Consider the following 23,763-nt stretch of genomic DNA (forward strand, 5'->3'; position numbering starts at 1 on the left):
CGGGCAGAAGCCGTCCGTGACGACTTCCTGCCCGCTATACTCCCACCGCTCGACGTTTCCCCAGGTCAAGCCACGAAGTACTGCTGGAGTACTAGGCGACTAGGCCGTCCCGGCGGCGAGCAGGGCCACATGGGGAAGGGCCAGGCGCCCTTCCCCGTCGGCGTACTCGGCGGCGAACCGCTCGCCGACGGCCCCGCTCCACCACTCGTCGAGCCCGGCCCGGTGGCCCCACTCCAGTTCCGCGGCCTCCGCATGCCGGAAGGCCAGAATGCCGGAGAATGGATCAAGGACACCCCGGCGGGGTGCCCTTGAAACGGGTCAGCGGGGTGTCACATGGACGCGCCCGCCATCGAGCGGCACATCTCGGCGCAGCGGCGACACGCGTCGGCGCAGCGCTTCATCTGCGGGTCGTCCGGCATGGACATACACGCCTCGGCGCACATGTCACAGGCCTTGGCGCACATCGCGCACATCTCGGCCGACAGGGGCGAGCGCCGCATCATCATGTCGGCGCACATCCGGGTCATCTCGGAGCAGTCCATCAGCGCGCGCATGATCCGCATGTGGGCCTGGCCACCGTCCATGGACATGCAGGAGCTCATGGTCTCCTCGCACATCGTGTGGGTGGCCATGCACGCGTTGACGCACTCCTGCATCTGCTTGCTCATGGCGGTCATGGGTCCGGTCTGGGTCATGGCTCCTCCAGGGAAGGGAGAGGGGCCCGAGGTAGGCCCCCCGTGCTTCCGTTCCTAAGCCCGACCGACCGGTACCGCCATTCGAAATCCTGCGAGTACACCGAGCAGTCGTGCGGCGCGGTGCGCTTCCGGTTTACGGGACGGGTGCCGAGCGCACTTCACCCGTCCTTCGCGCGGACCAGGAGAGAGATCGCGTCGTCGACGAGGGAGGCACCGTCCTCCGTGGAGATTCGGCGGGTGCCGACGAGGACCGCGATTCCCTGCATGAGGGCGGCGAGGAGGAGTTGCAGTCGGTACGGGTCCTGGGGTTCCAGTTCTCCGGCCCTGGTGCCGCGGTCGATCAGGTCGCGGATGGTTGCGAAGAGTCGTTCCGAGGCGACGCGCAACTCCTCGGGGGCGTTGCCGTTCTTCGCGGTGAACATGAGGTCCAGGAGCGCGGTGTCGGTGACGGCGAAGCGCACGTACGCGGCCGCGGCGGCGCGGAGTCGTTGCCTGTAGTCCACGGCATCGGAGCCGATCGCCACTCCGACTTCATCGGCGAGGCGGTTGAAGCCTCGCTCCGCGAGCGCGTCCAGCAGTGCCTGCCGGTCGATGAAGTGGCTCCGAGGTGCGCCGTGGCTGACGCCGACCTGCCGTGCCAGCTCACGCAGCGACAGCGCGTCGATACCGTCCTCCCGCAAGGTTCGCTCCGCCTGGTCCAGGAGGGCGGCTCGCAGGTTCCCGTGATGGAAGGGCCTGTGGTTCACCCCTTCATGCTAGCGGAAACTAGACGTTGACTAGATACTAGGCAGTGCCTAGTCTGGCCGCCATGAATCCCAACCTGACCGGCAAGACGGTCATCGTGACTGGCGCGAACAGCGGAATCGGTCTCGTCACCGCCAAGGCACTCGCCGGGTACGGCGCGCATATCGTGTTAGCGGTGCGCGACACGGCGAAGGGCGGGCGCGCCGCCGAAGCGGTGCCCGGCGACACAGAGGTGCGGCAACTGGATCTGGCCGACCTGGCATCGATACGCCGTTTCGCCGCCGACTGGCAGGGCCCGATCCATCTACTGATCAACAACGCGGGCGTCTCGGCCCCCGAGCTCGAGAGGACCACCGACGGGTTCGAGCTCCTGTTCGGAACCAATCATCTCGGCCCCTTCGCGCTGACGAACCTGCTCCTGCCCCACATCACCGGACGAGTGGTGTCGCTGGCCTCACAAGCCGAGCGAATGGGGCAGATCAACTTCGACGACCTCCACTGGGAGCACACCCCCTACAAACAGTCCCGCGCCTACGCGACGTCGAAGCTTGCGAACGTGCTGTTCTCGTCCGAGCTGCAACGTCGGCTGACCGCCGTCGGGTCCAGCGTGCTGGCGGTGGCGGCGCACCCCGGCCTCGTCGCGACGAACATCTACGATCGGCCGACAGGGCTTGTCACAAGGCTGATGGTCCGCCTGTTCGCGCAGGAACCCGAACAGGGCGCCTTGCCGGTGCTGTACGCCGCCACCGGCGACGTCCCCGGCGACAGCTTCACCGGACCAGAACACTGGATGCACATGCGCGACGGCGCCGAACTGATCGGCCGGTCCAGGACCGCGCAGGACACGAGGCTCGCCCGCCAACTCTGGGACGCCTCGGAAAAGCTCACAGGCGTGTCGTTCGGCCTCTGACAGCGCGCCGATGGTGCAGACGAAACCGAAAAAGCCCCGGCCTGCCCGGGCCGGGGCTTCCTCAGTGGGTGGTTACGGCAGGTTCCGCGCCATCACGATGCGCTGGACCTGGTTCGTGCCTTCGTAAATCTGGGTGATCTTCGCGTCACGCATCATGCGTTCCACCGGGTAGTCGCGGGTGTAGCCGTAGCCGCCGAGGAGCTGGACGGCGTCCGTGGTGACCTCCATGGCGGTGTCGGAGGCGAAGCACTTCGCCGCCGCGCCCTGGAAGGTCAGGTCGGCGTCGCCGCGCTCGGAGGCGGCCGCGGCCTGGTAGGTGAGGGCGCGGGCGGCGGCGATCTTCATCGCCATGTCGGCGAGCATGAACTGGATGCCCTGGAAGTCGCCGATCGGCTTGCCGAACTGCTTGCGTTCCTGGACGTAGCCCTTGGCGTAGTCCAGGGCGCCCTGGGCGACACCGAGGGCCTGGGCCGCGATGGTGATGCGGGTGTGGTCCAGGGTCTTCATCGCCGTCGCGAAGCCGGTGCCCTCCGCGCCGATCATGCGGTCGACGGGGATGCGGACGTTGTCGAAGTAGACCTCACGGGTCGGCGAGCCCTTGATGCCGAGCTTCTTCTCCGGGGCGCCGAAGGAGACGCCCTCGTCCGACTTCTCCACGACGAACGCCGAGATGCCCTTCGAGCGCTTCGAGGGATCCGTCACCGCCATCACCGTGTAGTACTCGCTGACGCCCGCGTTGGTGATCCAGCGCTTGACGCCGTTGAGCACGTAGTGGTCGCCGTCGCGGACCGCCTTCGTCTTCATGCCGGCCGCGTCGGAGCCCGCCTCCGGCTCGGAGAGGCAGTACGAGAACATCGCCTCGCCCTTGGCGAGCGGGGTCAGGTACTTCTTCTTCAGTTCCTCGCCGCCGGAGAGGATCACCGGGAGCGAGCCCAGCTTGTTCACCGCCGGGATCAGAGAGGAGGAGACACAGGCGCGGGCCACCTCCTCGATCACGATGACCGTGGCGAGCGCGTCGGCGCCGGCACCGCCGTACTCCTCGGGGACGTGCACGGCCTGCAGGTCGTTGGCGACCAGGGCGTCGAGTGCCTCCTGCGGGAAGCGGGCCTCCTCGTCCACCGCGGCCGCATACGGGGCGATCTTCGCCTCGACCAGCGCACGGACGACGTCACGGAGCATGTCGTGCTCTTCGGACGGGCGGTACAGATCGAAGTCAGCCGATCCGGCCAAGGTCTCTCACTCCAGACGCAGTGGTGCTGACGCTAATTACTGTTAAGTAACTCAAAGTTTAGAACGACGCCCACAGAACGGTGACGTGAGCTTGGCGACAGCGGGAAAGTTGCCCGCGGGAGGGCCCGGTTATGCTCGGCCCCGCAGCAGCACAAACGTCCCCGAGCTGGAGCATCCATGAGCCTCAAGATCACTGTGATCGGCACCGGTTACCTCGGCGCCACGCATGCCGCGGCCATGGCGGAGCTGGGCTTTGAGGTGCTGGGCCTCGACGTCGTACCCGAGAAGATCGCCATGCTGGAGCGCGGCGAGACCCCGATGTACGAGCCGGGCCTCGACGAGCTGCTGCGCAGGCATGTGGCGGGCTTCGAGGGCTCCTCCGGGCGGCTGCGCTTCACCACCGACTGGGCCGAGGTGGGCGCCTTCGGAGACGTCCACTTCGTCTGTGTGAACACCCCGCAGAAGCACGGCGAGTACGCCTGCGACATGTCGTACGTCGACTCCGCGATCGCGTCGCTGGCCCCGCATCTCACCGGGCCCGCGCTCGTCGTCGGCAAGTCGACCGTGCCGGTCGGTTCGGCGGAGCGGCTGGCCGCCTACCTCGCCGAGAACGCGCCCGCCGGCGCCGAGGCCGAGCTGGCCTGGAACCCGGAGTTCCTGCGGGAGGGCTTCGCCGTCCAGGACACCCTGCACCCCGACCGGATCGTGGTCGGCGTGCAGAGCGAGCGCGCCGAGAAGCTGCTGCGCGAGGTGTACGCGACGCCGGTGAGCGAGGGCACGCCGTTCGTGGTGACCGACTTCCCGACGGCCGAGCTGGTGAAGACGTCCGCGAACTCCTTCCTCGCCACGAAGATCTCCTTCATCAACGCGATGGCCGAGGTGTGCGAGGCGGCGGGCGGTGACGTGGTCATGCTGGCCGAGGCGATCGGGCACGACGACCGGATCGGGAAGAAGTTCCTGCGCGCCGGGATCGGGTTCGGCGGCGGCTGCCTGCCCAAGGACATCCGCGCCTTCATGGCCCGCGCGGGTGAGCTGGGCGCAGACCAGGCGCTGACCTTCCTGCGCGAGATCGACTCCATCAACATGCGGCGCCGGGGGCAGATGGTCGAGATGGCCCGGGAGGCGCTGGGCGGCGGGTCGTTCCTCGGGAAGCGGGTCGCGGTGCTCGGCGCGACGTTCAAGCCGGACTCGGACGACGTACGGGACTCGCCGGCGCTGAACGTCGCCGGGCAGATCCATCTGCAGGGCGGGCAGGTGACGGTGTACGACCCGAAGGGGATGGAGAACGCCCGGCGGTTGTTCCCGACACTCGGCTACGCCGGTAGCGCCGTGGAGTGTGTGCGGGGGGCCGATGTGGTGCTGCACCTCACCGAGTGGCGGGAGTTCCGGGAGCTGGATGCGGCGGCACTGGGTGAGGTGGCCTCGTCGAAGGTGATCCTCGACGGGCGTAACGCTCTGGAGCCGGAGGCCTGGCGGCGGGCGGGGTGGACGTACCGCGCCATGGGGCGCCCCACCGCATAAGTCTCAGGGTGTTCGGTCGACACCGGTTCGGCCGAGGCTCAGTCGGCCGAACCGGTGTCTTGTGTGCATTCTGCACCACGCGACCCACGCGTGGCCGGTGAACTGCCTGTGCCTTACCCCTCCTTGGCACGGTACCGGCGCATCTTCGCGCGCGCCCCGCACACCTGCATGGAGCACCAGCGGCCGCGTCCTGCCGGGCTGCGGTCGTAGTACGCCCAGTGGCAGGTGGCGGCCTCGCAGGCCTTGAGGCGGGTCCACGTGCCCTCGACCAGGGCGCCGGCGACCGCCGTCGCGATGCGGGAGAGGAGCGGGCCGCCGTCGGCGGGGGCGAGGCCGGCCGAGCCGTCGGCCGGGTCCACGGTGACATGGAGGGGGGCGTCGGCCAGCAGCTCTCCCAGCGGGGTCACCTCACGGTGCGGGGGGTGGCCGGCGTGGGCGAGGAGCGTGGCGCGCAGCGACTCGCGCAGGGCGCGGGCGGGTGAGAGCTCGGCCTCCGTGATGCCGAGGCGCGCCCTGCCGTCCGGCGTGTCGAGCGCGTCGGCGCCCGACTCGATGTCCAGCGTGTTCACCAGGGCCTCGACCAGGGCCAGGCCGCCCGGCGCGGGCGATCTCTCACTCATCCCTGCAAGCTACCTCCCGAATTCACTTGCGAGGTTACCCCCACTGGGGGAGCATGCGGTAACGGTGACTGGTTACCCGTCTCTACAGGTAACCAGTCGACTCGGACTTCGAGGAGGAAGTCATGGCTCTCGCCAAGCTCGCTGTCGTCGTCCTGGACTGTCCCGACCCGTCCGCGCTCGCCGGTTTCTACGCCGGGGTGCTGGGCGGCAGCGTCGAGGGGGACGAGGAGTGGGTGGACCTGAAGGTGCCCGGCGGGCAGGCGCTGGCCTTCCAGAAGGCGCCCGGTTTCGTGGCGCCGCAGTGGCCCGCGCCCGACGACTCGCAGCAGTTCCACCTCGACCTGGTGGTGGACGACCTGGACACGGCCGAGAAGGGGGTGCTGGAGTTGGGCGCCAAGCCGCTGGACGCGACGGACAGGGCGCGCAGCTTCCGGGTGTACGCCGACCCGGCGGGGCACCCGTTCTGTCTCTGCGCCTGCTGAACCCAGGGAGGACCCATGCCGATCGTCGCCCGTCTGCGCAACGTAGTGATCGACTGCCCCGACCCGCACGCACTGGCCGGCTTCTACGCCGCCGTGGCGGGTGGCACCCCGGTGGCGGAGGACGACACGTGGGTCGTACTGCAGGTACCGGACGGACCGCGGCTGGGCTTCCAGCGGACGGAGGGGCACACGCCGCCCGAGTGGCCGCGGGCCGACCACAACTCCCAGCAGTTCCACCTCGACTTCGACGCGGGATCGACCTGGGAGGAGGTCGACGCGGCGCACGAGAAGGTGCTGGCGCTGGGGGCGCGGCCGCTGGACCTGGAGGACCGGGAGAAGAAGGACTTCCAGGTGTACGCCGATCCGGCCGGTCATCCCTTCTGCCTGTGCCGGATCCCCTGATCAGGCGATCCGCTTCGCCGGCCGACCGGCCGGGCGGGCTCACGCCTCCGGGTCGGCCGGTCGCGCCGGGGCCGGGTCGTGGCGGCGTTGGGCCGCGCGGGCGGTGAAGTCGGCGCTGCGTAGGACCCGCTGGACGTTCTCCCAGGTCACTAGGGACAGCTCGGTCTCGGACCAGCCTCGCCGCAGCAGTTCGGCGATGAGGTACGGGTAGCGGGAGGTGTCGGAGAGGTCGCGGGGGTGGGCGGCGCCGGAGTCGTAGCTGCCGGACAGGGCGACGCACTCGGGGCCGGCGACGATTCGGACGTGGTCGAGGTGGTCGGCGACGTCCCGGACGCCCGGGCCGCTCTGCTCGGCGGTCAGCGGCACCATGCACAGGCCCCGCTGCTCGCCGAGCTGCGCGAGCAGTGCGTCGGAGAGGTTGGCGGGGTGCGGGCGTACGGCCGCGGCGGCGGAGCGGGTGCACAGGACCGGCGTCTTGGAGAGGGCGAGCACACGGGCGAGGACGGTCTCCGGGGCGCCGGACAGGTCGGCGAGCACACCGACCCGGTTCATCTCGCGGATCACTTCCTCGCCGAACCGGGTCAGCCCCTCCCTGTCCGCCCAGTCGGCGCCGGCCAGGGAGAGCACGCGCAGGCCGAGGGAGTTCAGGACGCGCAGGATGCCGAGGGAGTCGTCGACGGCGGCGGCGGAGGCGGGGCCGAGCACCACGGCGACGCGGCCGCAGTTACGGGCGTCGATGACCTGCCCGGCGGTGCGCACCAGCCGGAGCCCCTCCGGGTGCCTTCCGACCACCCGGCGTGCCAGGTCCAGCTGTTCCAGCGTGGCTCCCACGGCCCGGTCGCCGCGCTCCTCCTCCGACAGGCCCAGCGACCAGAACAGCGCGCCCACGTGCCCTTCGCGCAGCCGGGGCACGTCCGTGTCCACGGCCGCCTCGCCCAGCTCCAGGTCGTACCAGGGCAACGGCTCGAGCGCGCGCGGCAGCCCGCTGTAGCCGTCCGCGACCGGATGCGCGGCCAGCAGGGCATGGGCCCGTTCCAGGAACTCGGCGTCGGGCACCACCGGGAACGGGTCGTCCGGGAGGCTGTCGTCCCCGCCGACCTCGGTCGTGGTGGGGCGGTCGTCCTGGAGGTCGGCCATGGCGGGCTCCGTACGTCGTCGTGAGCTACGTCGTGATGGGGCTGTAGCCCACCGTCGCATGGCCGCCCGGGAGGGTTCCTGGTGGATGGGGCGTTCGGGGGTACGGCCGCCCTCATGGCGGAGGTGACGGAGCCGGTGACCGCCGGGATCGGGGCGGGGCCGACGGTGAGACCGACCACCCCGCCCTCGCCGGTCAGCCGTCCAGTTCGGAGATGGTCGCGTGGGACGGGCCGCGCGTGGCCTGAAGGTCCCGGGCCACGTCCTCCGCCGCGCCCAGTACGCGGACCGCGTTCCGCCAGGTGAGCTTGGCCAGGTCGGGGCGGGACCAGCCGCGGTCGAGGAGTTCCGCGATCAGGTTGGGGTAGCCCGAGACGTCGTTCAGGCCGTCTGGGGTGAAGGCCGTGCCGTCGTAGTCGCCGCCGATGCCGATGTGGTCGATGCCGGCGGCCTCGCGCATGTGGTCGAGGTGGTCGGCGACCGTGGCGACCGTCGCGATCGGGCGGGGGTGGCTCTCCTCGAAGGCCCGGTGGACCTTCATCGCGTCCTCGGTGGTGTCGAGGTGGTGGAAGCCGTGCGCGCGCATGTTGTCGTCGGCCGCCGCCGTCCAGTCGACCGCTGCCTGGAGCACGAACTTCGGCACGAACGTCACCATGGCCACACCGCCGTTGGCGGGGAGGCGTTCGAGGACGTCGTCAGGGATGTTGCGGGGGTGGTCGCAGACGGCCCGGGAGGAGGAGTGGGAGAAGACCACCGGGGCGGTGGTGGTGTCGAGCGCGGCCCGCATGGTCGTCGCGGCCACATGGGAGAGGTCGACCAGCATGCCCAGGCGGTTCATCTCCCTCACCACCTCGCGGCCGAAGGACGACAGACCGCCGACGTTCGGCTCGTCCGTCGCCGAGTCCGCCCAGTCGTTGTTGTCGTTGTGGGTGAGCGTCATGTAGCGCACGCCGAGGGCGTACAGGCCACGCAGCGTGCCCAGCGAGTTGTCGATGGAGTGGCCTCCCTCCGCGCCCATGAGGGAGGCGATCCGGCCCTCTGCGCGGGCCGCCTCCATGTCGGCGGCGGTCAGCGCGGCCCGCAGGTCGGCGGGGTAACGGGCGATCAACTGCCGTACGCAGTCGATCTGTTCGAGGGTCGCGGGGACCGCGCCCGGCTGGTCCGAGCGGACGTACACCGACCAGAACTGCGCGCCCACCCCGCCCTCGCGCAGGCGCGGGATGTCGGTGTGCAGATGCGCGTTCTGGTGGGTGGCGATGTCACGGGCGTCGAGGTCGTAGCGGACCTGCTCGCGCAGTGCGTAGGGCAGGTCGTTGTGGCCGTCGACGACCGGGAACTCGCGCAGCAGGGACCGGGCTTCGTCGAGAGAGGTCATTGCGTATTGCTTCCCTGTGTCCTACTTGCCGAAGCCGAAGCCGTCGGAGCCGCCCTCGACCTTTGCCCGCAGCCGCTTGCCCTTCTCGGCCGCCTGGTCGTTGAGGTCCTGCTGGAAGTCCCGCATCCGGGCGAGGAGGTCCTCGTCGTGCGTGGCCAGGATGCGGGCGGCCAGCAGGCCCGCGTTACGGGCGCCGGCGACCGAGACCGTGGCGACCGGGACGCCGGCCGGCATCTGCACGATCGACAGGAGGCTGTCCATGCCGTCGAGGTACTTCAGCGGGACCGGGACGCCGATGACCGGAAGGGGGGTGACGGAGGCGAGCATGCCGGGCAGATGGGCGGCACCGCCCGCACCCGCGATGATCACCTTCAGGCCGCGCTCCGCCGCCTGCTCGCCGTAGGCCACCATCTCGCGCGGCATGCGGTGCGCGGAGACGACGTCGACCTCGTATCCGATCTCGAACTCGTCCAGCGCCTTCGCGGCGGCCTCCATGACGGGCCAGTCGGAGTCCGACCCCATGACGATGCCAACAACGGGGCTCATTCGGTGATCGTCCCTCTCAGGTAGCCGGCAGCGTGACGTGCGCGTTCGAGAACGTCGTCCAGGTCGTCGCCGTAGGTGTTGACGTGGCCCACCTTGCGGCCGGGCTTCACGTCCTTGCCGTACATGTGGATCTTCAGTTTGGGGTCGCGGGCCATGCAGTGCAGGTACGCGGAGTACATGTCGGGGTAGTCGCCGCCGAGGACGTTGACCATGACCGTCCACCTGGCGCGCGGGCGCGGGTCGCCGAGGGGCAGGTCGAGGACGGCGCGGACGTGGTTGGCGAACTGCGAGGTGATCGCGCCGTCCTGGGTCCAGTGGCCGGAGTTGTGCGGGCGCATCGCCAGCTCGTTGACGAGGATGCGGCCGTCGCGGGTCTGGAACAGCTCGACGGCCAGGTGGCCGACCACACCCAGTTCCTTGGCGATCCGCAGCGCCATCTCCTCGGCCCGCAGGGCGAGGGACTCGTCCAGGTCGGGGGCGGGCGCGATGACCGTGTCACAGACGCCGTTCACCTGCTGGGACTCGACCACCGGGTAGGCGACGGCCTGGCCGTGCGGGGAGCGTACGACGTTGGCGGCGAGCTCGCGGACGTAGTCGACCTTCTCCTCGGCGAGGACGGGCACACCGGCGCGGAACGGGTCGGTGGCCTCCTCAGCGGTCTCCACGACCCACACGCCCTTGCCGTCGTAGCCGCCGCGGACGGTCTTCAGTACGACGGGGAAGCCGTCGCCCTCGGCCGCGAACCGGACGACGTCCTCCGGGTCGGCCACGATCCGGTGGCGCGGGCAGGGGATGCCGATCGCGTCGAGCTTCGCCCGCATCACGCCCTTGTCCTGGGCGTGCACGAGCGCGTCGGGACCGGGGCGCACGGGGATGCCGTCCGCCTCCAGGGCCCTCAGGTGCTCGGTGGGCACATGCTCGTGATCGAAGGTGATCACGTCGCAGCCGCGCGCGAAGGCACGCAGCGTCTCCAGGTCGCGGTAGTCGCCGATGACGACATCGCTCACCACCTGGGCCGCGGAATCCTGAGGGGTGTCACTGAGGAGCTTGAACCTGATGCCCAACGGGATGCCCGCTTCGTGCGTCATACGCGCGAGCTGGCCCCCGCCGACCATGCCGACTACCGGAAACGTCACGCCCCCAGGGTATCCGCCGCGCCACGGTGGCCGGTTTCCGCGCCCGCGACCAGGGCTCTTACCCGTCGCTTCGCCGCCTCTTGCCCCGCTTTTCCCGTGCTCTTTCCGAGCTGTTCCCGATCTGTGTCGCCGTCCACAGGCGTGGGACATTGCGGGTCGTTAGCATGGGTTGGTCGCCAATACCTACGGACGGGAGCCCGAACAACCATGGAACGTGGTTCCTCGGGGCTGCAACGGCTCGTACGCGAGGTCGCCAAGTTCGGCGCCGTCGGCGGTGCCGGCATTCTCGTCAATCTCGGCGTCTTCAACCTGGTCCGGCATGTCACCGACCTGCCGGTGGTGCGGGCGAGCGTCATAGCGACCGTCGTCGCCATCGTCTTCAACTACATCGGCTTCCGCTACTGGACGTACCGGGACCGTGACAAGGGCGGCCGCACCAGGGAACTCACCCTGTTCCTGCTGTTCAGCGCGGTCGGCCTGGTGATCGAGAACGGTGTGCTGTATCTGGCGACCTACGGTTTCGGCTGGGACAGCCCGCTGCAGAGCAACGTCTTCAAGTTCGTCGGCATCGGCGTGGCGACGCTGTTCCGCTTCTGGTCGTACCGCTCCTGGGTGTTCAAGGCGCTCCCTGCCCGCGAGACGGTCGCGAAGGCGGAGTCGATCCTGGAGGAGGCCGCCGACTCCGACAAGCCTCAGCCCCAGCCCCAGCAGTAGGTCTCCTAGCGGACCATCGGCCGGTTGTCGTCCGGCTTGTGTGCCGGTGGGGTGCGGGACAGGAACAGGCCGAACACCGGCGGCTGGGCCTGGAGCAGTTCCAGGCGGCCGCCGTCGGCCTCCGCGAGGTCACGGGCGACAGCCAGCCCGATCCCGGTGGAGTTACGGCCGCTGATCGTGCGCTCGAAGATGCGGTTGCCGAGGTCGGCGGGCACTCCGGCCCCCTCGTCGGTCACCTCCACCACCGCCTGGTTGCCGGTGACGCGGGTGCGCAGGGCGACCGTGCCGCCGCCGTGCATCAGCGAGTTCTCGATCAGCGCCGCCAGCACCTGCGCGACCGCGCCGGGTGTGCCCACCGCCCGCAGATGCCGCTTGCCGGAGCTGACGATGGCCCGGCCCGCGCTGCGGTAGGCGGGCCGCCACTCGGCGAGCTGCTGCTGGATGACCTCGTCGAGGTCGAAGGTGACGGCGGAGCCGGTGCGCGGGTCGCGGGAGTTCGTCAGCAGCCGCTCGACGACGTCCGTCAGCCGCTCCACCTGCGTCAACGCCACGTTCGCCTCCTCCTTCACGGTGTCCGGGTCGTCGGTGAGGGTGATCTCCTCGAGCCGCATGGACAGCGCGGTGAGCGGAGTGCGCAGCTGGTGGGAGGCGTCGGCGGCCAGCCGCCGCTCGGCGGTGAGCATCCGCCCGATCCGCTCGGCGGAGGAGTCGAGGACATCGGCGACCCGGTCCAGCTCCGGGACGCCGTACCGCTTGTGCCGGGGCCGCGGATCGCCGGAGCCCAGCCGCTCGGCGGTCTCGGCGAGGTCGGTGAGCGGGGAGGCGAGCCGGTTGGCCTGCCGGATGGCCAGCAGGACGGCGGCGATCACGGCGAGCAGCGCGACAGCCCCGATGATCAGCAGCGTACGGCCGACCTCCCGGGTCACCGTGGACCGCGGCTCCTGGACGGTGACCGTCTCGCCTTCCTCGCCGTCGACGGTGTAGTGGATGACATCGCCCTCGGGCTTGACCCCGAGCTCGATCGGCGCCTTGCCCGGGAGCCGGATGACGGCGTACTGGTCCTTGCCGACCTGGCTGTGCAGTATCGCGGCGGTGACGTCCTCGTCCCCGAGGATGCGGCTGTCGACGATGCTGGCGAGCCGGAGCGCTTCGGAGTCCACCCGCTCCTGGGCACTGTTGCTGATGGTCCGCGACTCGACGATGACCAGGGACACACCGAACACGGCGATGACGACGAGCACGACGGCGAGGGTGGACTGGATCAGACGCCGCCGCACTTCAGCGCCCCTTCAGGGCCGCGATCAGCCCACGACGACGGCCGGTCGCGCACTCACCCGTGCCACCCACGACGAATCGCCCTTAGCTCTTCTCGAACCGGAAGCCCACACCACGCACGGTAGCGATGTACCGAGGGTTCGCCGCATCGTCGCCGAGCTTCTTCCGCAGCCACGAGATGTGCATGTCGAGCGTCTTGGTCGACGACCACCACGTCGTGTCCCAGACCTCCCGCATCAGCTGGTCACGCGTGACGACCCGCCCCGCGTCCCGCACCAGCACCCGCAGCAGGTCGAACTCCTTCGCGGTGAGCTGGAGTTCCTCGTCCCCCATCCACGCCCGGTGCGACTCGACGTCGATCCGCACACCGTGCGTGGTCGGCGGCTGCGCGGGCTCGGCGGCACCGCGGCGGAGCAGCGCCCGCACCCGGGCGAGCAGTTCGGCGAGACGGAACGGCTTGGTGACGTAGTCGTCGGCACCCGCGTCCAGGCCGACGACGGTGTCCACCTCGTCGGCCCGCGCGGTCAGGATGAGGATCGGTACGGCGTGGCCCTCGGCACGCAGTCGGCGCGCGACCTCCAGGCCGTCCATGCCGGGCAGCCCGAGGTCCAGCACGACCAGGTCGACGCCGCCCTGCATTCCGGCGTCGAGCGCGGTGGGTCCGTCCTCGCGCACCTCGACCTCGTAACCTTCCCGGCGCAGTGCGCGGGCCAGCGGCTCCGAGATGGACGCGTCGTCCTCGGCGAGCAGTACACGGGTCATGAGGTGATGGTAGTCCGACTACGCGCTGTGCCGGGGTGTGATCGGCACCAGGGATTCTTACCTTGGGTCACAGTGGTGCGAACCTATGGGCGAGAGGTGAGACCGTTGGAAGGGGCCTTCGAAAGCGGGCGCACGGTTCCCCCGACACCTGTGATCCGTGTCTCAAGTCCTTCCATATCCACCAGTGTCCTGACGTACAGTGACGTGAACGCCTGTAGTACACCCGGGGACCTTTGGTGGGCTTCTTGACACTGAAGGTCTCTTTTGTGTGCGGGTCGGCCCCGCCGGCCTTGAAAGGAATGACCTCTGGCCGGGCTCCGGACGCGACACAGCGTCACGGGGCGTGGATCCCGGTGGTCGCCGTCCGCCGCTCCGTGATCCGGGGTGGGCTCCCCTGGGCGTGGGGTGGACGGTCCGACCCGCCGGTGCCGGCCGCTCCCCCCACGGGCGCGCAGAGCCCCACCGCGCGTCCCGACCAGCAAGGAACGACCCATGGCGTCCAGCCTGACGAAGGACTCGGTCCGACCGGGCACCCCCGGTTCCGAGAAGACCTTCTTCGGCCACCCCCGCGGACTGGCCACTCTCTTCATGACCGAGATGTGGGAGCGATTCTCCTACTACGGCATGAAGGCCCTGCTCCCGCTGTACCTGGTCGCTCCCGGCGGCCTGCACATGACCGCGGCCACGGCGACGGCGATCTACTCCGTGTACCTGTCGCTCGTGTACCTGCTCGCCCTGCCGGGCGGCTGGTTCGCCGACCGTGTGCTCGGTCCCCGCAAGACGGTCGCCGTCGCGGGCGTGATCATCATGCTCGGCCACCTGACACTGGCACTGCCCAGCTCCGGCACGTTCTTCGCGGGTCTCGGCCTGGTCGCCATAGGCTCAGGCCTGCTGAAGGCCAACATCTCCACGATGGTCGGTCACCTGTACGACGGCCCGGACGACCCGCGCCGTGACGGTGGCTTCACGCTCTTCTACATCGGCATCAACCTGGGTGCCTTCGCCGCGCCGCTGGTCATCGGCACGGTCGGCGAGAACTACAACTGGCACCTCGGCTTCGCGCTGGCCGCGCTCGGCATGGCGCTGGGCCTCGCCCAGTTCCTGCTCGGCACTCGGCACCTGAGCTCGCGTTCGGACATCGTCCCGACGCCGCTGTCCGCCGCGGAGAAGAAGTCGACGCTGACGAAGGCGGGTCTGTGGGCCGCCGTCGCCGTCGTCTTCTACGCCGTCGTGGGTGGCTCCGGCGTCTACACGCTGAACTGGCTGCTGGTCCCGATCACGGTCGCCGGTCTGCTGATCCCGGTCGTCGTCATCGCCCGCATCAAGCGCGACAAGGACCTGGACCGCGCCGACCAGTCCAAGATGAGCGCGTACATCTGGTTCTTCGTGGCCGCGGCCGTCTTCTGGATGATCTACGACCAGGGTGGCTCGACCGTCTCCCTGTTCGCCGATGCCTCCGCGAAGAACACCATCTTCGGCTGGGAGTTCCCGGTCTCCTGGTACCAGTCCGTCAACCCGGTCATGATCATGGCGTTCGCGCCGGTCTTCGCCTGGGCGTGGCTGGCGATGGCCCGGCGGGGCAAGGAGCCCAGCACGGCCGTGAAGTTCGCCGGTGGTCTGGTGCTGATCGGTGCGTCGTTCTTCCTGTTCCTCGCGCCGCTGTCGATCGCCGATGGCGGTCACAAGGCCGCGGCGATGTGGCTGGTCGGCATCTACTTCGTGCAGACCGTGGGTGAGCTGATGCTCTCTCCGGTGGGTCTGTCCGTGACGACCAAGATGGCTCCGGCGAAGTACGCGTCCCAGATGATGGGTGTGTGGTTCCTGGCGGTCACGGCGGGCGACGCGACGACCGGTCTGCTGTCCATCGCCGGGGTCGACCTCAACAAGACGGGGATCGTGGCGTTCCAGGCGGTGCTGGCGGTTCTCGCCGGTGCGGCTGTGTGGATGTACCGCAAGAAGGTCCGGGAGCTCATGGGAGACGTTCACTGATCGTCTTCTGACAGAGGGCCACCGCATTCTCCGGAACGGGGTGGCCCTCTTGTCGTTCGGTCAACGGCCCCTACAAGCGGTGGATCACCTCGTCCTCTTGCGCGGCATGAACGTGAACACGGCGCCGCCCAGCAGGATCGCCGTTCCCGCCACCAGGCCAAGCGCCTTCACCGCGCCGTTGCTGCTGTCGCCCGTCTCCGCCAGGCCGCCGCTGCTGCTGGAGCCGCCGGAGGAGCCACCGGACGTCGACGAACCCCCCGACGCGCCGCCCGCCTGCTCGGTGGTGTCCAGCGTCAACGACACCTGCGTCTTCGTCGGCGTGCACGTGGTGGTCGTACCGAGCGCGTTGACCGTCAGCACACCCGGCGAGAGCGTCGACTCGCCGCTCGCGCCCGGCTTGTACGTGCCCGTCAGGTCAGGGATCTCGATCGGGTCGCCGGACTTGATCGCGGAGGAGTTCGTGGGGCCCTCCACATGGACCGTGCCCTTGTCGGCGCCGCCCAGGACCACCTCCATCGACGGTTTCACCGAGTCCGCCGGGATGTCCGCGGGGCTGTCCATCACCGACTTCTTGAACTGCACGGTGAGATCGAAGCTCCCGCCGTTCTTCTTGGCGTTGATCTGCACCGGCGAGGTCGCGTTCTTGTCGCCGATGGGCGTCTTGCAGGCGTAGGGGATCTCGACCTCCTTGCCCGTGAAGTCGGTCTGGCCGGTGCCCGTGCCGTCGGAGGCGGAGGCGGAGGCGGAGACCGAGTCGGACGGGGAGGCGGAAGCGGACTCCGACGCCGAGTCGGAGGGGGACGGGGACGCCGACGCGGACGTGCTGTCCGACGGTGTCGCCGAGTCGCTCGAACCGCTGCCGGTCACCTCGATCGTCGCCGCCTTCTGCACCGTCCCCGACGGGGTGCACACGGTGTCCGTCCCGTACGCGTTGACCTTGTACGCGTCCGGGGTGAGCGTCACCTCGCCGGGTGACGTCAGTTTCAGCGTGCCCGTCATGTCGGACAGCACCATGTCGCCGCCTTTGGGGATCGCCGGGTTCTCCCGCGGCCCCTGCAGGGCGACGTCGGCGGTCTGGGCGCCGGCCGCCTTGAGCGTGCCGGACGGCTGGACCGAGTTGGCGGGCAGGTCGATGATGTCCGGGTTCTTGGACGCGGCCTGCACGAACTTCCAGGTGATGTCGACCGTGTCGCCGACCTTCGCGGTGGCGGGCACGGTGATCTCGACCTTCGTGGTGCCGTCGACGGGGTCGATACCGGCGGGCGGTACACAGTGGGTGGCGAACGACACCTCGGCCGCCTGTGCGGTCCCTGCGGCCGCGCCGAGCAGCACGCCCGCCCCGCCGAGGACCAGCGCGGCCGCCGCCGCACCCGCTCTGACCGGTGTCACTCTCCTTCGCATGGTCACGTGGTTCCCTTCCTGGTGGGAGTCGTGGGACTCGTGGAACTGCCGTCGTGCGGTGCGGAGAGCCGACCGGCCGCCGTGCCCGGAGCGGAGTCCGGGGTGAACCACGGCAGGGTCGAGGTCGTGTCGGGCGCGGGCTCCGGCGCGCTCAGGCGCGGCAGGCGCAGGGTCGGGCGGTGCACGCCCCGGTGGCGGATGCCGCCGGCGCGGGGCGGTCGTACCCGGTCCACCACCGCCATGCCGATGCGGAAGACGGCGGCCGGTACGACCACGCAGAGCAGGAGCCAGAACAGGGTCACGCCCCAGGGGCGGCCGACGCCCCAGGGCTGTTCGGCGAGGACCTTGCCGTCGTACCTGAGGGAGACGGTGTAGTCGCCGTGCGCCCCGGCGGAGAGTTCGACGGGCAGTTCGACCTGCGCCTTCTTGCCGGGTGCGAGGGTGCCGCGCCACTGCTGCTCGTCCCACTGGGGGGCGAACACGCCATGGGCGGTGCCGACCTGGAAGACGGGGTCCTTGAGGGTGGTGGAGCCCGCGTTGCCGATGGTGAAGACGAGGGTGCGGGAGGGGGGTGCGCCGAACCAGGTCAGCAGGCCCGAGGAGCCGTCGAGGCGGGTGTCGGTGAGCATCGAGAGACGACCGCCGGTGGGCTCGGCGGGCAGCGCCTTCACGGGGTGCCCGGCGACCTGGAAGACGGCGTCCGCGTCGGCCTTCGCGCCGGTCACGGTGGCCACGTGCACCACGCAGGGGCAGGGCACCGGCGGTTCGGCGACCGGGAGTTGCTTGCCGAAGCCGCCGTTCGCGTCCGTGGTGACGGCCCGGCCGTCGGCGTTGGCGCAGGAGTTGGTGCCGCCGATCACGCCCCGGGCGGGGGTGGCCTGGCCGCAGATCAGCATCATCAGCAGGGTGTGCGGCCGCCAGCCGGTGCCGCTGACGGTGATCGAGCCGCCGGTGCCGGCCTGGGACTCGGAGACCCTGACGGCCGGCCCGTCGGCGGCCGCGGCCAGGGGCGTCAGAAGCAGCGAGAACACCGCCGCCAGCGCCGTCGATATCGCGATCGCACGCGCTCTCACCTCGCCGCTCCCGTCAACTCGGCTTCCATGGGCAGGGGTTCGGTCATGTGCTCGCCCCGGCGCCTGCGCAGTCGTACGACCGTCACGGCGGCGCCCGCCGTCAGCGCGCCCGCGGTTCCCGCGACCGCGCCCCGGGGCACGAACCGCACCCGCGCGCCCGCCGTGTCGTGCGCGCCGCCCGCCGCCGTCGCCGTCAGCCGGACGTCGACCGCGTCCAGGGCGGGGTGCCCGGGCCAGGGCTCGCTGAGTTCGGTGCGGCTGCCCGGGGCCAGGCGGACCGGGAGGGTGCGCGGGGCCCGGTCGAGGAGGCCCCGGCCGAAGACACCGTCCGCGTGCACCGCGAGTTTCGGTACGAGGACGGTCGTACCCCGATTGACCAGCTCGTACGTGATGCGGTCACCGTGGACGGCGACATGTTCGACGGTCAGCGCGGTGAGGGCGGGGCCGCCGACGCGCAGCCGGACGCGGACGGTGGCGGTGCGGCCGTCGGCGTCCTTGGCGACGAGCGTGCCGGGGCGGTCGCCGGGGGCGGCACCGGTCGGGACGGTCACCGTGAAGGGGACGTCGGCGCGGGTGCGGGCGGGGACACGGACGCTCCGCTCGGCGAAGGTGACGGGGACGCCGGTGCCGGACAGCCTTACCGTGACCGGGTGCCCCCCGCGGTTGGTCACCGACACGGTGTCCTGGAGGACCGCCCCGGGGGCGCCCTCGGCGTAGAAGGACGGGCGCCCGCCGCCCGTGGGCGCGAGTGACCAGCCCCCGGCCGCCGCCGCGCGCGGGGCGGTGGCGAGCAGGGTCAGCACGGCGAGGCCGAGCACACGGATGGCGGACTGGGCGGACGGCATGGGCGGCTCCAGCGGTCGGACCCTCGGGGTCAGCGGCGTACGGGCTGGTTCCGCCGGGTCAGCCAGAGGGCGCCGGCCGCGCCCGCGAGCAGCACGGTGCCGCCGAGGGTGCCGAGTGCGACGAACGAGTCCTCGGGGCCGGTCTTCGGGAGGGTGCCCGCGGAGTCGGCGCCGGTGTTGCCGGAGGACGACGAGTCGGAGCCGGTGGAGCCACCGCCCGCGGCGGTCACGTCCAGGGTGAGGGACGGGCCCGGGTTGTTGCCGGGGGTGCAGGTCGTCGTCGTACCCAGCGCCTTGATGGTGAGCGTGCCCGCCGTGAAGGTCACCTTGCCGGTCTTCTTCGGGGTGTAGGTGCCACTCAGGTCATTGATCTTGATGGGGGTGTTGGCGGGTATCGCGGCCTGGTTGGGCGAGCCGGTCACGTTCAGGGTCCCGCTGTCGGCGCCGCCCAGTTTGATGGTGGCGCTCGGGTTCATCGCGCCCTTGCCGAGTTCGACGGGGCTGGAGGAGACCCCCTTCTGCCAGGACATCGTGATCTTGTAGCCGCTGCCGCTCCGGACGCCCTTGATGTCGATCGGGGAGACGGCGCTCTTGTCGCCGATCGGCGTCTTGCAGGCGTAGTTGACGTCGACGACGGTGGCGTGCGCCGCCGGCGCGGCAAGCAGCACGGCCGAGCCGGCCAGGGCGGCGGCGGACGCGAGCACGGCGGTGCGTTTCGGGTACGACGACACGGGCGGTCCACCCCATTCGCTACTGACGAGGTATCAGATTCGGCCGTCAAGGTACGCCGGGGCACATGAGGAGGGAAGAGAAAGGGCGTGGCGGAAGTGTGGGGATGCCGAAGCGCCCCGTAAGGGGCGCGGGATCGCGAACGGGGACGAGGCGTCTCCCCTTACGCGGGCGCCCCCAGCTCCGCCCAGACAGTCTTGCCGGCCGCCCCGGACGCCCGTACAACCCCCCAGTCCAGGCACAGCCGCTGCACGATGAACATTCCGTGGCCCCCCGGCCGCCCCGCCCGATGCGGGGTCCGCGGCGCCGGCTGCCCGGCCCCCCGGTCGGTCACCTCCACCCGGATCACCTTGTTGTCGCAGGCCAGGATCAGCTCGTCCGGCCCCTCCGCATGCAGGCACGCGTTGGTGACGAGTTCCGAGACGACCAGCAGCACATCCTCGGCGGCGGCCCTGCGGTCGGCGGACGCGGCCGGCAACCAGCCCCACGCATGCAGCGCTTGGCGGGTGAAGTCACGGGCGAGCGGTACGACCCCGCTCTCGCCGACGAGGCTCAGCCTGCGGACCTGACGACCCCCCGACGAGGCGGACGGCACGTCGGACGCCGCCGCCTCGGACGCCTCGGAAACGCCGCTGGTCTCCGGGCCGCGGTCGCCCGGCGGGTAAGGCCGGGTGGTGCTCATCAGCGCTTCACCTCACCGTTTCACCGGTTCACGATTCACAATTTCGCGTTGTTGCAGTTCGTACGGGCCTGTCCACATGACCCACTCAACCGTGGGCCAGGGTCGGTCGCCGACAGATCCAGAATGTCTCCTGCCCGGCCGATCCGCCGGGACACCCCCCGATTCCGAACACGGGGCCAGACTCAGCTCTCGTTGTCGGTTTCGCTGGATTCGCCGGTCTCGCCGGCAAGGGCCGCCTCGACGGAGTCATGGACGGTGAAGACCGCCTCAGCTCCCGTGATCTCGAACACCCGGGCGACGACGGGCAGCATCCCGGCGAGATGCACCCCGCCTCCGGCGGCCTCGGCCCGCAGCCGGGCGCCGAGCAGCACGTTCAACCCGGTGGAGTCGCAGAACTCAAGGCGTGAGCAGTCGACGACAAGGCGTGAGAACCCCTTGTCGAGGAGATCGTCGAGTGGCTCGCGCAGCAGATCGGCGGTGTGGTGATCGAGCTCACCCGCCGGAATCACGACGGCGCTGGGGCCCTCTTCCCGCACCTCCACCAGCAGCCGGCCCGACTGTGCGCTGCCGACCGTCCCGTGGTCCATTGCCGTCTCTCTCCCGAGGTCGTGACCGCTTTACCACCGTCTGACCGATGTCTGACGATGCCCACCGATGTCCGCCGAACGTCGCGGCGACGCCCTCGAACATTACGCCTTCTCCACGCACTCCGACACCCGAACAACCTCTCACAATCGGACAAATGCTAATAGAACGGACTTGCGAGTGGCTCAGTGAACCGGGTAGGGCTAGTAGGGACACGAAAACCGACACGGTCGGCTTTGGAGGCGCCGCACACCGCAGTGCACGCACGGCTTCGGCAGCCCTTATGCCGAGAACGATGGAGGACACCATGTCACCCCGGCTCGACGCATCGCATACCCGGACGGCGACGTCGACACCCCCACCGGAACAACTGGATGCCATCGAGGGACTCGTCACGGGGCTCGACCTCCCCGAGATCCCCCCGTACGACGAGGTCGACGCGGTCGACGCGCGAGCCCTGTCCAAGACCCTCTTCGAGCGACTCGAGTCGCTGGAGGAAGGCACGTACGAGTACTCGTACGTACGCAACACGCTCGTCGAACTGAACCTCGCGCTCGTCAAGTTCGCCGCCTCCCGGTTCCGCTCCCGCAGCGAGCCGATGGAGGACATCATCCAGGTCGGCACGATCGGCCTGATCAAGGCGATCGACCGCTTCGAACTGTCCCGTGGCGTCGAGTTCCCCACTTTCGCGATGCCGACCATCATCGGCGAGATCAAGCGTTTCTTCCGCGACACGTCGTGGTCGGTGCGGGTCCCGCGCCGCCTGCAGGAACTGCGACTGGACCTCGCCAAGGCGGGCGACGAACTGGCCCAGAAGCTGGACCGCGCCCCCACGGTCGCGGAACTCGCGGAGCGCCTCGGCCTCACGAACGACGAGGTCGTCGAAGGTATGGCCGCCTCCAACGCGTACACGGCCTCCTCCCTGGACGCGCAGCCGGACGAGGACGACTCCGAGGGCGCCCTGGCGGACCGCATCGGCTACGAGGACCACGGTCTCGAGGGCATCGAGTACATCGAGTCCCTGAAGCCGCTGATCGCCGAACTCCCGCCCAGGGACCGGACGATCCTCTCGCTGCGCTTCGTCGCCGGCATGACCCAGTCGGAGATCGGCGAGGAACTGGGCATCTCGCAGATGCACGTGTCCCGGCTGCTGTCCCGGACGCTGGTGCGGCTGCGGAAGGCGTTGACGCTGGACGAGTGACAGGAGCGGCTGCCGGGGTCGTACGGCCGTGGGCGCACGGGAGCAGGTCGCTCCCCCGCGCCCACGGCCGTATGCCGGGCGCAGCCCTGTCGCCCACCCCGGCCGTCTCTTTTCACCAAAGGCCTCCCTCGCGCCCCGCCCAGACCCCAAACTGGCCGGTACGTCAGCAAGGGCACCGACGGCCGGCACGAAGGGGCGCACGATGGTCGAGGACAACCCACCCTCGGACGCGCGCCTGACCGCACTCCTGCGCACGCCCGCCCCCACCGCGTACCCGGCCCTCCAGGAACTACGCGCCCGCCACCTGCCCGCGGTCCTCGGTTACGCCCGGCTCTGCACGGCCGGTGACGCGGCGGCCCGCCGGCTCGCCGCGCAGACCTTCACCACCGCCGCCCGGGACATCGCGCGCGGCGCCGAGCCGGTCGTCCCCCTGCGCCACCATCTGCTCCTGCTGACCGCGCGGCTGGCCGCCGAGTGGTCGCACGACGAACGCTCCGCCGCCCTGGACCCCGCCCTCCTCCTGGTCCTGAGCTCGACGGGCGCGCCCGAGCCGCCCGTCCCGCCCCTGCTCGCGGCCTTCCAGTCCCTGCCGTCCCGCACCCAGGGCCTGATCTGGTACGGCGTACTGGACCAGGAACCCCCGGCCCGGACCGCCACCCACCTGGGCCTGACCCCCGAGGACGTCCGGTACGACACCCCGCCCGCGCTCCAGTCCCTGGCGCAGGCCTGTCTCCGCGGCCGCCTGGCCGCCTCCGACGACCCCCGCTGTGCGGACTTCCGGCGCCTGATCGAGGAGTCGGTACGCCCGGAGAGTCCCCGGCACAGCGCCGACCTGCACGCGCACATGGCCCACTGCCCGCACTGCACGGCCGCGTTCGAGGACCTGACCGCGCTCCGGGACAGCCCGCGCACGGCCCTGGCGGAGGGCCTGCTGCCATGGGGCGGAACGGCGTACGTACGACAGGAGACCTCGTCGGAGCCGCTCCCCGGCCCCGGCCCCGACCCTGGCCCGGCGCGCGGACGCCGGTCCCCGTCCCGCCGTCTCCTGCTGACCTCCACGGCCCTGGGCGTGGCCCTCGTGCCGCTGCTGCTCGTGCTCCTGACCCGGCCGGCCTCGCACGCCCAGAACCCGGCGGCCGCGACTCCGGCACCGCCCACGACCCCTCAGGTGACCGTGACGGCTACGGCGACCGTCTCCCAGTCGCCCTCCCCCACGAAGCCGTCACACAGCCCGACCCCGACTCCGGCCCCCACCCCGTCCCCGACGCACTCCGCGTCACCGGCCCCGTCGCCCGCCCCGAGGCCCCCGGGCGCCGGCTACGCCCAGGTCGTGAACGCCGTCACCGGCCGCTGCCTGGACGTCCGGGACGGTGACTTCGACAACGGCACCGATGTCGTCACGGCCGCCTGCTCCGCCTCCGCCACCCAGCGCTGGCGGGTCGACACGGACCGCGGCGTGCTGCAGTCCGCCGCGGACCCCGACTTCTGCCTGGACAGCCGGGGTTCGGTCGACAAGGGCGTCGGCATCTGGGAGTGCTCGTCGGTGGACGGCGACAACGGCGACAACCTCCGCTTCACCGTCGTCTCCGACGGCGAGATCCGCCCGGCCATCGCCATCGAGACGGCCCTCACCCCGAACGGTGACGACCAGCTCTCCCTGGACCCGGTGAACGACGGCACGGCCCAGCGCTGGCGGGCCGGGGCGAGCTGAC

At 70.5% G+C, this 23,763-nt stretch carries 24 protein-coding genes; 8 read left to right on the top strand and 16 right to left on the bottom strand.

Annotated features, from left to right (window positions below):
- Positions 1–329 precede the first annotated feature (329 nt).
- A complete protein-coding gene (locus ABTY98_RS08975; protein WP_352220206.1) occupies positions 330–695 on the bottom strand; it encodes a four-helix bundle copper-binding protein in 366 nt (121 codons plus the stop codon).
- 158 nt (positions 696–853) lie between these two features.
- The gene (locus tag ABTY98_RS08980) at positions 854–1,441 is read right to left on the bottom strand and encodes a TetR/AcrR family transcriptional regulator (RefSeq protein WP_352220207.1); all 588 of its coding nucleotides are present in this window, start codon (positions 1,439–1,441) and stop codon (positions 854–856) included.
- A gap of 62 nt (positions 1,442–1,503) precedes the next feature.
- Here ABTY98_RS08980 and ABTY98_RS08985 point away from each other — a divergent pair, with 62 nt between their 5' ends.
- On the top strand, positions 1,504–2,349 hold the full coding sequence (locus ABTY98_RS08985) for an oxidoreductase (RefSeq protein ID WP_352220208.1): 846 nt from the start codon (positions 1,504–1,506) through the stop codon (positions 2,347–2,349).
- Positions 2,350–2,421: 72 nt separating this feature from the next.
- Here the strand turns inward: ABTY98_RS08985 and ABTY98_RS08990 are convergent, their stop codons facing one another.
- Positions 2,422–3,579: an acyl-CoA dehydrogenase gene (locus ABTY98_RS08990; RefSeq protein ID WP_352220209.1), complete on the bottom strand. Its 1,158-nt coding sequence runs from the start codon at positions 3,577–3,579 to the stop codon at positions 2,422–2,424.
- A 177-nt stretch (positions 3,580–3,756) separates the two neighbouring features.
- Here ABTY98_RS08990 and ABTY98_RS08995 point away from each other — a divergent pair, with 177 nt between their 5' ends.
- Complete coding sequence (locus ABTY98_RS08995) at positions 3,757–5,100, top strand: UDP-glucose dehydrogenase family protein (RefSeq protein WP_352220210.1); 1,344 nt, start codon at positions 3,757–3,759, stop codon at positions 5,098–5,100.
- 113 nt (positions 5,101–5,213) lie between these two features.
- Here ABTY98_RS08995 and ABTY98_RS09000 read toward each other — a convergent pair whose 3' ends face one another.
- Positions 5,214–5,720 (bottom strand): CGNR zinc finger domain-containing protein, encoded by a 507-nt coding sequence (locus ABTY98_RS09000; RefSeq protein ID WP_352220211.1) that lies wholly within the window; start codon positions 5,718–5,720, stop codon positions 5,214–5,216.
- Between the two features lie 122 nt (positions 5,721–5,842).
- Between ABTY98_RS09000 and ABTY98_RS09005 the strand changes: the two genes are divergently transcribed.
- Positions 5,843–6,202, top strand: a complete 360-nt coding sequence (locus ABTY98_RS09005; protein ID WP_352220212.1) for a VOC family protein — start codon at positions 5,843–5,845, stop codon at positions 6,200–6,202.
- A gap of 15 nt (positions 6,203–6,217) precedes the next feature.
- The gene (locus tag ABTY98_RS09010; RefSeq protein ID WP_352220213.1) at positions 6,218–6,604 is read left to right on the top strand and encodes a VOC family protein; all 387 of its coding nucleotides are present in this window, start codon (positions 6,218–6,220) and stop codon (positions 6,602–6,604) included.
- Positions 6,605–6,643: 39 nt separating this feature from the next.
- Here the strand turns inward: ABTY98_RS09010 and ABTY98_RS09015 are convergent, their stop codons facing one another.
- From ABTY98_RS09015 to ABTY98_RS09030, 4 genes are all read right to left on the bottom strand, one after another.
- Entirely contained in the window at positions 6,644–7,741 is a 1,098-nt protein-coding gene (locus ABTY98_RS09015) for a dipeptidase (protein ID WP_352220214.1), read from the bottom strand.
- 193 nt (positions 7,742–7,934) lie between these two features.
- A complete protein-coding gene (locus tag ABTY98_RS09020) occupies positions 7,935–9,113 on the bottom strand; it encodes a dipeptidase (protein ID WP_352220215.1) in 1,179 nt (392 codons plus the stop codon).
- Between the two features lie 21 nt (positions 9,114–9,134).
- The gene (purE, locus tag ABTY98_RS09025) at positions 9,135–9,659 is read right to left on the bottom strand and encodes a 5-(carboxyamino)imidazole ribonucleotide mutase (protein WP_352220216.1); all 525 of its coding nucleotides are present in this window, start codon (positions 9,657–9,659) and stop codon (positions 9,135–9,137) included.
- Complete coding sequence (locus ABTY98_RS09030) at positions 9,656–10,795, bottom strand: 5-(carboxyamino)imidazole ribonucleotide synthase (RefSeq protein ID WP_352220217.1); 1,140 nt, start codon at positions 10,793–10,795, stop codon at positions 9,656–9,658. The genes purE and ABTY98_RS09030 overlap by 4 nt, the downstream gene beginning before the upstream one ends.
- Before the next feature lie 207 nt (positions 10,796–11,002).
- Here ABTY98_RS09030 and ABTY98_RS09035 point away from each other — a divergent pair, with 207 nt between their 5' ends.
- Positions 11,003–11,509: a GtrA family protein gene (locus tag ABTY98_RS09035; RefSeq protein ID WP_352220218.1), complete on the top strand. Its 507-nt coding sequence runs from the start codon at positions 11,003–11,005 to the stop codon at positions 11,507–11,509.
- A 5-nt stretch (positions 11,510–11,514) separates the two neighbouring features.
- Here ABTY98_RS09035 and ABTY98_RS09040 read toward each other — a convergent pair whose 3' ends face one another.
- Together ABTY98_RS09040 and ABTY98_RS09045 are read right to left on the bottom strand one after the other, a co-directional pair.
- Positions 11,515–12,786, bottom strand: a complete 1,272-nt coding sequence (locus ABTY98_RS09040) for a sensor histidine kinase (RefSeq protein WP_352220219.1) — start codon at positions 12,784–12,786, stop codon at positions 11,515–11,517.
- Positions 12,787–12,868: 82 nt separating this feature from the next.
- Positions 12,869–13,546, bottom strand: a complete 678-nt coding sequence (locus ABTY98_RS09045) for a response regulator transcription factor (protein WP_352220220.1) — start codon at positions 13,544–13,546, stop codon at positions 12,869–12,871.
- Between the two features lie 492 nt (positions 13,547–14,038).
- On the opposite strand from ABTY98_RS09045, the gene ABTY98_RS09050 reads away from it, so the two are divergent.
- Positions 14,039–15,535 carry an oligopeptide:H+ symporter gene (locus tag ABTY98_RS09050; protein WP_352220221.1) on the top strand — a complete coding sequence of 499 codons (1,497 nt, stop codon included), beginning with the start codon at positions 14,039–14,041 and terminating at the stop codon, positions 15,533–15,535.
- A gap of 84 nt (positions 15,536–15,619) precedes the next feature.
- Here ABTY98_RS09050 and ABTY98_RS09055 read toward each other — a convergent pair whose 3' ends face one another.
- The 6 genes from ABTY98_RS09055 to ABTY98_RS09080 all read right to left on the bottom strand — a co-directional run bounded on the left by ABTY98_RS09055 (position 15,620) and on the right by ABTY98_RS09080 (position 20,852).
- On the bottom strand, positions 15,620–16,936 hold the full coding sequence (locus tag ABTY98_RS09055) for a hypothetical protein (protein WP_352220222.1): 1,317 nt from the start codon (positions 16,934–16,936) through the stop codon (positions 15,620–15,622).
- A gap of 2 nt (positions 16,937–16,938) precedes the next feature.
- Entirely contained in the window at positions 16,939–18,009 is a 1,071-nt protein-coding gene (locus tag ABTY98_RS09060) for a hypothetical protein (RefSeq protein ID WP_352220223.1), read from the bottom strand.
- Positions 18,006–18,854, bottom strand: coding sequence for a COG1470 family protein (locus ABTY98_RS09065; RefSeq protein WP_352220224.1), 849 nt, complete (start codon positions 18,852–18,854; stop codon positions 18,006–18,008). Before ABTY98_RS09065 ends, ABTY98_RS09060 begins: the two co-directional genes overlap by 4 nt.
- 29 nt (positions 18,855–18,883) lie before the next feature.
- Positions 18,884–19,585, bottom strand: a complete 702-nt coding sequence (locus tag ABTY98_RS09070; RefSeq protein WP_352220225.1) for an LPXTG cell wall anchor domain-containing protein — start codon at positions 19,583–19,585, stop codon at positions 18,884–18,886.
- A gap of 161 nt (positions 19,586–19,746) precedes the next feature.
- A complete protein-coding gene (locus ABTY98_RS09075; RefSeq protein WP_352220226.1) occupies positions 19,747–20,265 on the bottom strand; it encodes an ATP-binding protein in 519 nt (172 codons plus the stop codon).
- Between the two features lie 182 nt (positions 20,266–20,447).
- On the bottom strand, positions 20,448–20,852 hold the full coding sequence (locus tag ABTY98_RS09080; protein ID WP_352220227.1) for an STAS domain-containing protein: 405 nt from the start codon (positions 20,850–20,852) through the stop codon (positions 20,448–20,450).
- 305 nt (positions 20,853–21,157) lie between these two features.
- Here ABTY98_RS09080 and ABTY98_RS09085 point away from each other — a divergent pair, with 305 nt between their 5' ends.
- Both ABTY98_RS09085 and ABTY98_RS09090 read left to right on the top strand, forming a co-directional pair.
- Positions 21,158–22,051, top strand: a complete 894-nt coding sequence (locus ABTY98_RS09085; RefSeq protein ID WP_352220228.1) for an RNA polymerase sigma factor SigF — start codon at positions 21,158–21,160, stop codon at positions 22,049–22,051.
- 202 nt (positions 22,052–22,253) lie between these two features.
- On the top strand, positions 22,254–23,762 hold the full coding sequence (locus ABTY98_RS09090) for a ricin-type beta-trefoil lectin domain protein (protein ID WP_352220229.1): 1,509 nt from the start codon (positions 22,254–22,256) through the stop codon (positions 23,760–23,762).
- Position 23,763 lies beyond the last annotated feature (1 nt).

The organism is Streptomyces sp. NPDC096040, from assembly GCF_040303265.1.
In the GTDB taxonomy this organism is placed as follows: Bacteria; Actinomycetota; Actinomycetes; order Streptomycetales; family Streptomycetaceae; genus Streptomyces.